Origin of the sequence: Nostoc sp. NMS8 (genome assembly GCF_017115045.1) — a bacterium.
Classification (GTDB): Bacteria; Cyanobacteriota; Cyanobacteriia; order Cyanobacteriales; family Nostocaceae; genus Nostoc.
The window spans coordinates 78,213-91,644 of record NZ_JABXKK010000062.1 but is presented as its reverse complement, the minus strand read 5'-3'; the positions used below and the strand labels follow the sequence as shown (position 1 = coordinate 91,644).

The window sequence follows — 13,432 nt, the reverse complement described above, 5'->3', positions numbered from 1 at the left end:
AAATGTTTTAAAGTATGCACTCTGCAAGAGTTGTCGGGTATTATTCGTGACACAACAAGACCAAAAACCTTCTCGTTCTTTCGCTGGAATTGCTGGCATTGTTGCCGCAGCCACATTAATTAGTAAAATTTTCGGTTTAGTGCGGCAGCAAGCGATCGCTGCCGCATTTGGTGTTGGTGCTGCTGCCACCGCCTATAGTTATGCCTATATTATCCCTGGCTTTCTATTGATCTTACTTGGTGGCGTTAATGGGCCATTACACAGCGCGCTTGTCAGCGTTTTAGCCAAGCGTCGGCGAGAAGAAGCGGCTCCCCTAGTAGAAACCGTGACAACGTTGGTAGCTGGAGTGCTGTTGCTGGTGACAGTTGCTCAAATTTTCTTTGCGGATGCGATCATTGATTTAGTCGGTCATGGTTTGCAAGAAACAACCAGAGCGATCGCCATTCAACAACTCCGCATTATGGCACCGATGGCTTTATTTGCCGGTTTAATTGGCATTGGCTTCGGGACTCTCAATGCAGCCAATCAATATTGGTTACTCTCCATTAGTCCTCTATTATCTAGTATTACCGTTGTTGCTGGTCTTGGGATCTTGGCTATGCAATTAGGCAAAGACATTATTAAACCGGAGTACGCTTTAATTGGTGGAATGGTGTTAGCTTGGGGAACTTTAGCAGGAGCAGTTCTCCAGTGGTTAGTGCAGCTAATTGTCCAGTGGCGGTTAGGATTGGGTACATTACGCCTACGGTTTGAGTTTAAATCCCCAGGCGTTCAAGAAGTCATCAAAATCATGACTCCGGCGACAGTTTCTTCTGGCATGATGCCAATTAATGTTGCCACTGACCTTTATTTTGCTAGTCCTATCCCTGGTGCGGCGGCAGGATTTAACTATGCAAACCTACTAGTCCAAACTCCCTTGGGAATTATCTCTAATATCATTTTACTGCCTCTATTACCGATATTTGCTAAACTTGCCGGCCCCGAAAATTGGCCAGATTTAAAATTACGCATTCGCCAAGGACTGCTACTCACTGCCTTCACCATGCTACCGCTAGGGGCGCTGATGGTGTCGCTATCAGTACCCATTGTGCAGGTGGTATATGAACGCGGTGCTTTCAAACCAGAAGCCACAGAGCTAGTTTCATCCTTATTAGTCGCTTACGGAATTGGGATGTTTGTCTATTTGGGACGTGATGTTTTGGTGCGGGTATTCTACGCCTTAGGGGATGGACAAACACCTTTTCGCATCAGTGTTTTTAACATCTTGCTCAACATTCTATTAGATTGGTTTTTTGTGAAACCTTTTGGCGCTCCCGGTTTGGTATTAGCAACGGTGGGTGTAAATTGCAGTTCAATGTTAATGCTGTTATGGTTACTCGATCGCAAACTCAACGGTTTACCTTGGCGTGAGTGGAGTTTGCCGATTTTGGGTTTGGCTGCTGGTAGCTTAGTTGCTGGGGTGGCAAGCTATGGGACACTACTTGGTTCTCAGCACTTGTTAGGTAAAACGGGTTTACTGATTCTGGTGTTGCAATTGTGTATATCTGGCTTCGTAGGGATTGCAGTATTTGCTGCGATCGCTTCATGGCTGAAAATACCAGAGGTGAATATATTTATATCTCGTCTACGTCAGCGCTTTTTGAAGAAATAACTGACGATAAGTTATGGCATCAAAAAATTCTTGCTGTGGGGATAATAGATTGATTTGGTGCTAGATTTATCTGATATGGTGAGTTGAGAAACTTGGTATCGACAAGTTCTGTGTAAGCCTCTAAGTCTGTCCGCCAGTTACTAATGATTTGTGATATGACAGCTAGGCGCTGACTTTGTTCTTCTTGAACAATTGCGTGATTAAAACTAGCGGTAAACAGCACAATAGGCCGCACTGTTTTATCTGGCAATTGTAACCCTCCTTCATTGATATCCAAGCTCAGTTGCGCTCCTTCTAGGGTGTAACCGAACCGCATTGCCGCTTGCACCGGTGCTGTGCCAAACTCATGCCAGGGGCCAGGATTCAGTAGTGTGGCCAAGATATAGTTGCCTGCTGTATTGTTTGGCTGCTCGAAGAAAACATGTCCCCGAAAGTTAATGGAAACCCCAAGATAGTCTATTTGCGCCAATGTCTCTAGATATTTGCGAGCTAGAGCCGGAATTTCCACATCTGTGGCTTCTTTGGTGGCAATCACCTCAGTAAAAATAATCCGATTGACTTGTGCAGTTATATTAATGCTGTTTTGAAACACTACCTGAGCAGCCGAATCTGTGAGAATCGGGGGTTGAGCAAGTTCCCAATCACTAGGAACAATGCCACTATATTTAAGAAAGTCTGGAGTTAAAATTGTCGGATTGTGCTGTTTCGCTGCGATCGCAATGACAATTTCCTGAATATTTAGACTTTGGCTCATTTGCTTTTTTCTCTGTGGAAATTTAATTTTTAATTGGGAAGAGCTAATTAAAAAAATTAACCTAGTACCGCAAGGCGGAATTCGGAATTAATTGTTTACAAGGGTTTCAGACATTTAAAATGGGTGGCTTATTTACGCCGTGCGGTACTAGTCTCCTTGTGACTAAGGCTGTATAGAACACAAAGCTGGCAACAAGGGGGCTTTACTTGACTTTAATACTTTATTAAGTCCTATCAATTATCAAATATTTCTCAATAGATACTGGTATTATTATTTAAGATATTCATCTATGTTATATAGCATAATTGCTTAATTATTTTCTAACTAATTGGGAAATATTTCAGTTGCTATATCCAAGTGGGTGAGAAATAATTCAGCCACTTGGGTGAGCCAGGTGTGCGAGGTTACATTATGTAAAAAAAGAGATTCTAGTACTAGAGAACATTGATTTTACTTAACTCTAGTGAGAACGATTCTATGAAACTTACAAAATTAGCTGCGTCTGCACTTGCTGTTGCTTCCATTGTCCTTTCTGCTGGTATTGCATCTGCTCAAACAGCAGGTACTAACGGTAACTACATCGGTGCTGGTATTGCGGCTGGTGCAACCAACGGCGGACAAGGAAACGATGAAGCACAACTTGGTGGTAATATTCAAGGACGCTACGCCGTTCCCAATGCCCCTGTTTCATTGCGGGGTTCTATACTGTATGGTGGTGATGCTGCTGCAATTATGCCCATAGTGACTTACGATGCACCCATCGCCAAAAATACTAACGTTTACTTCGGTGGTGGTTATTCTTTTGTAACTGACGAAGGTCAAAGAACCCCATTGGGTAATCAGAATTCACCTGTAGTCACCCTTGGGATTGAATCAGAAGTTAGCAACAATGTCATTGCCTACGGCGATACTAAATGGGGTATTGACGCTTACAGAAATAGTGATGCTGATGCCGTCAGCTTCCAAGCTGGATTAGGCTATCGCTTCTAGTGATTAAGAGCTAGAAAACGGCTTATTCGGAAGCTAAAGCAATGATGTTTATCAGCCGTAATAGTAATACATTCTTTCATGTCTGAGTATTTATACTCGGACATGAATCATTTTTATTGATGATTTTGATAAGAAATGATATTGGCTAGTATTGATACTTTCTTTTACAGTGAAGTAAATACACGTATAAGATATTACTCATGAAAAACATTAATCCCATTTCCGAAATACTTGGTGAAACAACTGATGTAGAATCTTGGCTGAATCGAGCAGGGCTAAGATTTTCAGATTTAGGCGAAGATGCTGAAAGCATTGCAATCCGTAAGCAATGGCGGGAGTACCAAGCCGCAGTTCATAGATGCTGTGTAACCCTACACCAACTACCATCACATGTTCAACTAGGCGGTGACTATGCCAACCTGAGAATACCTGGTGGTGCATCAAGGAATTGTGCGGTAGATTGTCAAGTCGTCCCAAGTCCTTAGACCCAGCAGAAAATCGAAAATCTATCAAGTATTAGAAAATTTGGAACAAAATCTATTCAGATATAGCCGTTTATTGGCTATAGTCCAATACGATTCTGATAAGGGCTACTGGCAACAATTTTGGGTTTTCGAGACGCGATAAATCGACGTCTCTACAAGTGTTTTGAGGTTATCTGAACTGTATTGGGTATAGTCTCGTTCCTAGTCTGAGACTGGGAATGCTGGTCGTTGAGGCTTTGCTTCAAGGAGTTTCTGAGGATGATTCTGAGCAATATTTTGTGGTAGCGTTTACTTGGTCTAAGGTATTCGTTAATGAGTCATTCCGTAGCATGGGGTGTCTGCTTTGGGAATTTACAATATCATCAAAAACTTCCAGATCCTCAAGGGCCTCTGATGCAGACTGATATCGCTGTTTGAAATCATCCAGCACCATTTTACTGAGAATCTTAGCTAGGGAGTGGCTTACTTGAGTGCTATCGCTCCATTTTATCTCTCCATTAATATCTCTACCTAACTCGCGGGGGGCTACACCTGTCAAGGCTTTAATTCCAACCATACCGACTGCATAGATGTCACTACTGTAGTGCGGACGCCCAAAACATTGTTCGTTTGGTGCGTAACCCTGAGTACCAATGCCAATGGTAAAAGCCGTTGACTCTTGATCGTCAAGCGGTTTGATAGTTACTTCTTTGACAGCACCAAAGTCAATCAACACCAATTTACCGTCTGAATGTCGCCGGATAATATTGCTGGGTTTGATATCCCGGTGAATCACGTTGTTTTCATGGACAAATGTTAATGTTTGCAATAAATCCCTGACAATTCTGATCGTTGCAATTTCTCCAATTACTCTACCTATTAACAATTCCTGATTTAAAGGATGACCAATTATCTGTTCTTGGACTAAATAAAATTCTTCGTCTTCTTCAAAATACGCCAAAAGTTGAGGGATTTGTGGGTGCGTTCCCAATTTTTCTAATGTTTGCGCCTCTGAGTTAAATAAACGTCTCATAAGTTGCAACCCTTCTGATTTGTTGCTGGCTGGTTTTAGTTGTTTGACGACACATCGCGGATTCCCAGGACGTTGAGTATCTTCAGCAATGTAGGTTTCGCTAAATCCACCGGAACCAAGAACTTTGACAATTTTGTAGCGTTGAGCCAAGATTTTGCCGCATAAGGCTAAATCTCGTTGCTGGATTAGGTCTTGAAAGTCATCTTGTTGGCTGATAATTTCTTGGACAACGGGGGAAGTTTTATACTTCTGAAAAATATCTATTAATTGGCGTTTTCTGATGCTTTCCCTCGCCACAGAAGTTCCCAAGTAGCAAAATCCAGTCATGGCGATCGCAATCATTGGTACAATAGTGGGAAAAATTAACTGACTATAGACAAATAACCCATAGCTAATTCCTCCCCAAATGCCAGATAAGGCAAGGCTATAGAGAAATCTATTAATACTACGCTTGCGTCTGCTAATCATTAAGGCTGTGCTGCCAACTAGCATTAGCACGAACAAACCCTGCAATGGTAAATTGTTAATTCCTGGGGCGATCGCTTTACCTGTCATCAGAGTTGCGATCGCATTGGCATGAATTTCCACGCCGGACATGGGTTCAGTACTTTTGCTCGCAGCGATTGGATAATAATCATTGTTTAACTTATCTGTTGCACCAATTAGCACGATCTTGTCTTTGAAGAACTTTCCCTGTTGCAAATAGGTGTTCCAGTTTTCTGGGTCTAATACGTGCCAAAAGGGTATTTGCTCAAATGTACCCGCACTCCCCCAAAAATAAATGCGATCGCCCTTTGATCGGGGATAATTTACTTGTGCTGCTTTGAGGGCTGCTTCATCAAAGGAAAGTGGCTTCTGAGTAAATAAATTATCTTCACCTAATAACTTGGGAAACTCACTCGCTAATCGATGAACTTTTCCATCTACTTCTAAGGGAAAATTAACTGAGCCAATGGACACTGACCCAGTGCGAAACATTTGGTGTGGGTCTGTTAGCTGCATAAAAGACCCTTGGTGCGTCTGGGAATTTTCGTAAACGGCTGCTAAGGTAACTTTACTACCATATTTTTGCAATACGGCTTGGAATTGGCGATCGTCCGTAACTCCATAGCTACTAGTTGTATCAAAAACAATATCTAAGGCTACAGAGCGGGCACCTGCTTGGATTAATTTTGTGATTACCTGGGAGTATGCAGCACGTTGATAAGGATAAGATTTCAGTGTTTTTAGGTAGGCATACTGTTTTGGATCTGTTTTATAGTACTGTTCGGGAACTGATATTGACTGATCGTCTATTGCTAAAATTACAATGTCTTCTGGAGGCACAATCGGCCCACGCAGTTGAAAAAAGCCAGAAAGCACCTGATTATCCATCAATTGAACCAATTCCCACCCAGAACCACTCAGCAGCCCTGCACCGATTGCCCAACCGCCAGCCAGGAGATGACCTAAGCGAACCATCCATCTGGATTGGCGAGCGGATGCTGTCGAAGTTACTTTTGTCGGTTTACTTGACAGTCTTTTGGCAGTAGAGACATAGTTTTTAGTTAAGGTAGATGTAGGTTCTTCTGCCATGTCGTGTTACTGATTGATTTAAGTCCAACACTTTTATTTATTCAGACCACGTTTTAGTGTAAGCACATTGAAATAAGACTTAAATGACAATCTTATACATTTGTAAAGTATCTTCTATCGTTCAACAAACTTTTATTGACAGAGCTAGCCCCCAAGAGATTTCTACTCAAGCACTACCTAATTTATTATTTTTGGATTGAGTGAGTTACAAGTAGTGATTGTCTCATAGATCGGAGCCGGATATACTCTGTCTGTGCATTTGTTGTGGCAAGATTTTACCATAATCTAACCAACAGCTACGCTCCCAACTGGGCGCTCTACCCAAGGCTCTCCCAAGTCTGTCTTCTGTCTCTAGCGCAATGTTGTTAATCTCCACAAAGCCTATCCTGATACTGACAGCTTTATCTCCAGATAGGCATTAATTTATATCCTACCCTAAGCTTATGCTATACCTCTTTAGGAGTAAACTTTAATGTTATGCAGCGATGAATGCTGTTACTTAGTCAATTTTATTGGTAGATTTTGATCGCAGGGTAGCTCTTGTAGTGCTGGAGGTGAATAAGGTTAGCACCCAGGATCTCAACTCCAATGTTGCGGGCGTTTTTATGCCTTGAAAGAGGTAGGATAAAAGCTATAGATAAAGAGCTACTTTATAGATATTAGCAAACAAGGCATTTGAAAATTGCTATAATCTATTGTTCCATCTAAATTCATTTATATTATTAGGTGTAAATTTGTATGGGTTCTCCAATGAATCGTCTGTCTATTTTTGTAGACGGAAACAATATGTTCTATGCTCAACAAAAAAATGGCTGGTTTTTTGACCCACGGCGGGTCTTAGAATACTTCAAACATGAGCAATCAGAAACAACATTAATTAATGCATTCTGGTACACTGGCTTAAAAGACCCACAAGATCAACGAGGTTTCAGAGATGCTCTCATTAGTCTAGGATATACCGTCAGGACTAAAATTCTGAAAGAATATTATGATGATACGTCCGGTCGCTACTCGCAAAAAGCGAATTTAGATATTGAAATTGTTGTAGATATGTTTAATACAGTAGACCAGTATGACCGAGTAGTATTATTCAGTGGCGATGGAGATTTTGAACGAGCAATCGAACTATTACGCTCAAAAAATACACATATTACGGTAGTATCAACTGAAGGAATGATCGCTAGAGAGCTGCGGAATGCTACTGATAGATATATAGATTTAAATGATATCAGAGAACAAATAGAAAAAACCGAAGGTTAGTATCCTTAGCAATTATTTACAAAAGTAAGAGTAAAAGAAAAACTAAGGTTGAAGATATATTAAGCCACAAGTAAACACTAAACAACAAAGGGCAAATGACCAACCAAACAGATCGAATCATCATTTTTGATACGACATTGCGAGATGGAGAGCAGTGTCCGGGAGCGACTTTGAATATAGACGAAAAGCTAGTTATTGCCAAACAATTAGCGCGTCTGGGTGTAGATGTCATTGAGGCAGGGTTTGCCTTTGCTAGTCCTGGGGATTTTGAAGCAGTCAAGAAAATTGCTCAAATTGTCGGGACAGAAAATGGCCCAGTAATTTGTAGTTTGGCAAGAGCAATTAAAGCAGACATTGAAGCGGCAGCCGAAGCATTAAAGCCAGCAGTTAATGCCAGAATTCACACATTTATTTCGACTTCTGATATTCATTTAGAGTATCAGTTACGAAAGTCACGGGCAGAAGTGTTAGCGATCGCCGAAGAAATGGTAGCTTATGCCAAGTCCTTCATGACAGATGTCGAATTTTCGCCGATGGATGCGGCCCGTACCGATCCAGAATTTTTGTACCAAGTTTTAGAGCGTGCGATCGCAGCTGGTGCAACAACAGTTAACATTCCCGATACAGTAGGTTACACCACCCCCAGCGAATTTGGAGCCATCATTAAGGGCATTATCGAAAATGTCCCCAACATCGACCAAGCGATTATTTCCGTTCACGGTCATAATGATTTAGGCTTGGCAGTTGCTAACTTTTTAGAAGCCGTGAAAAATGGCGCACGGCAACTAGAATGTACCATCAATGGTATTGGCGAACGTGCCGGAAATGCTTCACTAGAAGAATTAGTAATGGCGCTGCACGTCCGACGGCAATATTTTAACCCCTTCTTGGGAAGACCAGCAGATTCTCAAGAATCCCTGACAAATATCGACACCCGACAAATTTATAAAACCTCCCGCTTAGTTTCTAATTTGACGGGAATGTTAGTACAACCAAATAAAGCGATCGTGGGGGCCAATGCCTTTGCCCATGAGTCTGGGATTCACCAAGATGGTGTGTTAAAAAACAAGCTAACCTACGAAATTATGGATGCCCAATTGATTGGCTTGTCAGACAATCAAATAGTTTTGGGCAAACATTCCGGTAGAAATGCTTTCCGTACTCGGTTAAAAGAATTAGGTTTTGAACTGTCGGATACTGAATTAAATAAAGCATTTGTCAGATTCAAAGAAGTAGCAGATAAAAAGAAAGAGATTTCTGATTGGGATTTGGAAGCGATCGTTAACGATGAAATCCAACAAGCACCCGATTTGTTCCGAGTAGAGTTAGTGCAAGTTTCCTGCGGTAGCAACGCTTGTCCCACCGCTACAGTTACTCTGCGTACCCCACAAGGCGAAGAATTAACCGATGCTGCGATCGGTACTGGGCCAGTGGATGCAGTTTACAAAGCCATTAACCGGGTGGTAAATGTGCCCAACCAGTTGATTGAGTTTTCTGTGCAGTCAGTAACAGCCGGTATTGATGCCATTGGCGAAGTGACGATTCGTTTACGTTATGAATCTAAAGTATTTTCTGGTCATGCAGCGAACACAGATATCATCGTGGCATCCGCGCAAGCTTATGTAAATGCGTTGAATAGGTTGTATGCATCTTTGCAAACTCAACAAAAGCAAGAAGAAGTATCTGCACAGAAAGTGTAAAAAAACGCATGTTTTAATTCATCTCCCGGCTTCAAGCCGGGGGAAAATCGAAGTCATTAGTCATTAGCACTAATGACTAATGAGAAAACTCCTAAGAAATAGTTAGCTAGATGATTTTGCGGTGAAAATCCATTATTTCACAGATCACTTTTGGGAATTTCCTCACGAAATTCTATGAGCAATTGCATAGTTTCCACCACCAAATCGCGTAAATCCCGATTGAGTGCTACAGCGCCTTGAGATCCAAACCAGCGGTCAAAAATAGTCACATATCGCTGATTACCATTGACGAATCCTTGCATGAACCTGACTAGAGAATAATTGACTGTATCCAATAATTTCGAGTTATTTTCTGGTACCATACAAGCGATACCTTCTCGTGAATAAGGGCGATCGGGTACGATCGCAAAATCATCTGGATTTTTTTGCTGTTGCAGCCATGCCTCTAAAATAATACTATCGGATGAGAAAGCATCAATTGTACCTTTTTGCAAAGCTGTGTATCCCTCTGCCCTAGTTTTAAAATACACCAGTTTAGCTTGAGGTTGTACACGAGCGATCGCCTGCTCATTTGTGGTTCCTGCCAGCACGCCAATTTGCTTACCAATAAGGGATTCAGCAGAACCTAGATCACTTCCTTTCTTAACTAATAATTGGGTTCCAGTCACACCGTAGCTAACAGAAAAGTCTACTTTTTTATCTCGCTTCCATGTAAAACTACTAGCATCACACACAATATCAACTTGTTGATTAACTATTTTAGGAATCCGTTCAGAAGGGCTAAGACCAACTAATTGCAGTTTAATTTTTTTTCCTAAGTCTTTTTCTAATTGCTCTTTAATCAGAGTTAGCATATCTACAGAATAGCCATTTAACTTTCCTTGACTATCCACATAGGCAAAAGGTAGCGCATCTCTACTAGTACCAGCGGTTAATACCCCTGTTCTCGTTACTTTTTGCATTACAGTCTCAGCAGCGACCACATTAGGTATGAGCGTTGCAAACATGAGACTTAAAATAGGAATAGCAATTTTTTTATACATAAGCTTTAAGAGTAGGTACTTTTTTCAAAAATTAAATCTGATTTACAACAGAATTCAGGAATAAAACACGCTTTATATCTGGATAACAGATTTAGCTTGTGTACTTCACCTTCTTTGAAATCTGCTGTATATATCAAGGTCAAGAAATTATCACTATCAAGTACATAGTCAGGTTATCTAGTAATTATTCTTTACATCAGCTACTTCCAGAAAATAAAATATACACTTGGGAATGATATCATGTCCGCATAATTAGTGATGATTCCCACAGTCATTGCACCCCAACCTCTTGCTAAGGCTACGGTGTACACACAAGTCGTAAATAGTCGTCTGTCAAGGGATAATTGACGAATACATTCTCTGTAGAGACGGCGATTTATCGCGTCTTTCTGCGAATATGGTATGACTCACACATAACAATATCGTAAATTCGTACAGAGCTAAATCCTATATTCATGGTATTAATGTTTGCACAGTTGTAGCTGATGTATTAACAGAAGGTGTAAACCCAGCTAGTTTACCCAACTTCTGGGGTACAAAGTCCGTTTCTTTGCTATTTTGAACCTCAGATAAGTAGCAATCTCGCACCGCCAACAACAAGCCTTTTATGGCATCTGGTGTGCCTGTTTTGACTAAATCATCTGCCTTTTTGAAAAAATGCGATCGCCATTTACCATCGTTATTCCCATATAATTCGATTAAATACCAACCTGCAAGATACTCAGCTAAAGGGTCAAGACAAAAACGGATTCTATCTTTAGCAGAACCGATAGTTTGAATTAGGTACAGGCGCTTTTCCAGATAATTGAGGTGTACTTCGGGGTCATCAATACCCAAATTTGCTAATGCAGCAATAGCATCGGCACACTTGGCGGTTCCTGGTTGATAACTTTGCTGCAAGCATTCCCAGGCGATGGTTTTGGCAATTTGATGAACAGTGCGGTCATCAAATTGATTGTCTGTAACATCACGATTGAGTTCATTGATATAACCCAGCATCAAATTAGGAATATTCTCTGGCAACGCAGAAATATTCGATGTAACGTCTTTACTGGCGATTAACTGTTCAGCATAAAGTTTAGCCAGCAAGACAGTGATATTATTTTGACCGACCATCAGAGAAAGACGGTTACAAGCGTCAAAAAATTCTTGGTCAGTAAAGCGATCGCGTTTACCTCGCTGCATGAGATAAGCTTCCATAAAGGACGATAGTTTATTAGCCTCAATCCGCAGAGGTTTAATTATCGTCTTATTAACCCGCCCCAGCTTTTCCTCAATTCGGGAAGTAATCACCAATGCATTCACTGGAAACTCTGGCGATTCCGGCTCAATTGCTTCTCGTGTAGTTGCATTCATTTCTGAGAAACGGTCTACAATCACTAGAATGCGTTTCTTTCTTAGCAAACGTAAGAGTAATTCTTGACAAATCGGCTCTGGTTCATCAATTAAAGCTTGCAACTGTCCTCTGATAGCTGATAAAAGCGGCGACTTACCTTCAGTTACCCGAAATTCTTCTTCTAACAGCACTGGTAACATCAAATGTTTGCAGAGTTGTTGGTCTTTATCCTCAGCCATTGCCCATCCAGCGATTCGACACGCTAAACTGGTTTTACCTACACCCCCTTCGCCGCCAATTACTAGGCAGCTACGTTGTTTCTCAAAAGTTGAGCGCAAATTCTCATACATCAGTTGGGGAACTGTTGTACCATCCAGAACAACGGGAATGGGAATGTAACAGGCGCGACTGCTAAATGTATCCTTTTTGGGAAATTGTTCGCGGGCTGCTTTGATATATTTAGCTACCCACGCATCTAATACTCTGGGATGGTAATGAAACCAGCCAACAAATAACACATATCGCAGAGGTACATTAACGCTGATAAATGGGAGAGAAAAATCTGTGTAGGGTTTGAGGGCGTTGTTAATTTTCAACAACCATAAAGGGGCTAATCGTAAGAGAATTAACCACACGGAAGGTAATAAGATCAGGTAGGCGGCAATTCCTAAGAGTAATTTATGCCCAGATAGCCATTCTAGAACTCTATCAAAGAGGCGAGTTTCTTTTTCTGCTTTCAAGGCATTTAGAGGGCGACGTATCAGCTTAATGTCCGTCTCTGTGAATTTGTCTTTGTATTTTTGTATAGTTATTAATACCTGCTCAAAGTCTGAGATGACTTTCTGCAACTTGGAGGTAGGTAAAGCATTTGCTTTATCCTGAAAGCCTGCTGCTATTCCTCCTAAACCTTTGATAGCACCTAAACGCACGTAAAACTGGTTATCATTCAACAGGGCAATTAAATTCGGGACAGAAGATACTGCTTCTGTACCCATTGCACCCAGAGCGTAGGCTGAATTGTAACGTACAGTGGGGTTATGATCTTTTAAGGCAGCAGTTAATACTGGGACAGCTACTTTCGCTTCTACACCAATTTTTCTGAGTGCAGAAGGAACATAAATCCGAACGAATTGCTCCTTGTCTTGTAATGCCGCCATCAACGATGGAACTGCTGCTTTGGCTGCTGTACCGATATTTCCTAAAGCTAAGGTGGCGTACAGGCGGACTTGTCCATCCTCATCGTGCAATGCCGCACATAAGGCTGGAACTGCTGGTGCTGCTTCTGCACCCAAATCTCCTAAAACCGAAGCGGCGTGCCAACGAAGATTAATATCCTGATTTTTCAAAGCTTCAATCAAAGACGGTACTGCTGGCGAACCAATATTAACTAAGGCATCTGCGGCAATGCTACTGATGTGGGCATCGTTATCTATTAGCTTCTGAATCAGGGGAGCAATTTTGCTGTCAGTAGTGATTTGCGCCCAACTATTGCTTGTGCATAGTAGGAACAGTGTCAGGCATAAGACAACCACCTTGAGCGCACTAAGTAATACTTGTCTGGTGTGCTTTGTCATTGAATCGGATTGAATTACCCGATGAACAACTCCAGTCAGAGAAACTACACTT

Annotated in this window: 9 protein-coding genes; 5 read left to right on the top strand and 4 right to left on the bottom strand. The window is 41.5% G+C overall.

All coding sequences use genetic code 11. The features are described 5' to 3' along the window. Nucleotides 1-46 precede the first annotated feature (46 nt). On the top strand, nucleotides 47-1,651 hold the full coding sequence (gene murJ, locus HWQ39_RS11145; RefSeq protein WP_292844178.1) for a murein biosynthesis integral membrane protein MurJ: 1,605 nt from the start codon (nucleotides 47-49) through the stop codon (nucleotides 1,649-1,651). A gap of 19 nt (nucleotides 1,652-1,670) precedes the next feature. Here murJ and HWQ39_RS11140 read toward each other — a convergent pair whose 3' ends face one another. Next, a complete protein-coding gene (locus HWQ39_RS11140) occupies nucleotides 1,671-2,405 on the bottom strand; it encodes a hypothetical protein (protein ID WP_292844176.1) in 735 nt (244 codons plus the stop codon). 477 nt (nucleotides 2,406-2,882) lie between these two features. On the opposite strand from HWQ39_RS11140, the gene HWQ39_RS11135 reads away from it, so the two are divergent. After that, nucleotides 2,883-3,395, top strand: coding sequence for an outer membrane beta-barrel protein (locus HWQ39_RS11135; protein ID WP_292844174.1), 513 nt, complete (start codon nucleotides 2,883-2,885; stop codon nucleotides 3,393-3,395). A 200-nt stretch (nucleotides 3,396-3,595) separates the two neighbouring features. Further along, nucleotides 3,596-3,880, top strand: coding sequence for a hypothetical protein (locus tag HWQ39_RS11130; protein WP_292844172.1), 285 nt, complete (start codon nucleotides 3,596-3,598; stop codon nucleotides 3,878-3,880). A 241-nt stretch (nucleotides 3,881-4,121) separates the two neighbouring features. On the opposite strand, the gene HWQ39_RS11125 is transcribed toward HWQ39_RS11130, so the two are convergent. Continuing rightward, nucleotides 4,122-6,467: a CHASE2 domain-containing serine/threonine-protein kinase gene (locus tag HWQ39_RS11125; protein WP_292844170.1), complete on the bottom strand. Its 2,346-nt coding sequence runs from the start codon at nucleotides 6,465-6,467 to the stop codon at nucleotides 4,122-4,124. 738 nt (nucleotides 6,468-7,205) lie between these two features. Between HWQ39_RS11125 and HWQ39_RS11120 the strand changes: the two genes are divergently transcribed. Beyond that, nucleotides 7,206-7,727, top strand: a complete 522-nt coding sequence (locus HWQ39_RS11120) for an NYN domain-containing protein (RefSeq protein WP_196517317.1) — start codon at nucleotides 7,206-7,208, stop codon at nucleotides 7,725-7,727. A gap of 95 nt (nucleotides 7,728-7,822) precedes the next feature. Further along, the gene (locus HWQ39_RS11115; protein WP_292844168.1) at nucleotides 7,823-9,427 is read left to right on the top strand and encodes a 2-isopropylmalate synthase; all 1,605 of its coding nucleotides are present in this window, start codon (nucleotides 7,823-7,825) and stop codon (nucleotides 9,425-9,427) included. A 137-nt stretch (nucleotides 9,428-9,564) separates the two neighbouring features. Here the strand turns inward: HWQ39_RS11115 and HWQ39_RS11110 are convergent, their stop codons facing one another. Next, the gene (locus HWQ39_RS11110) at nucleotides 9,565-10,470 is read right to left on the bottom strand and encodes an amino acid ABC transporter substrate-binding protein (RefSeq protein ID WP_292844166.1); all 906 of its coding nucleotides are present in this window, start codon (nucleotides 10,468-10,470) and stop codon (nucleotides 9,565-9,567) included. Between the two features lie 453 nt (nucleotides 10,471-10,923). After that, nucleotides 10,924-13,380 carry a HEAT repeat domain-containing protein gene (locus tag HWQ39_RS11105; protein ID WP_292844164.1) on the bottom strand — a complete coding sequence of 819 codons (2,457 nt, stop codon included), beginning with the start codon at nucleotides 13,378-13,380 and terminating at the stop codon, nucleotides 10,924-10,926. Nucleotides 13,381-13,432 lie beyond the last annotated feature (52 nt).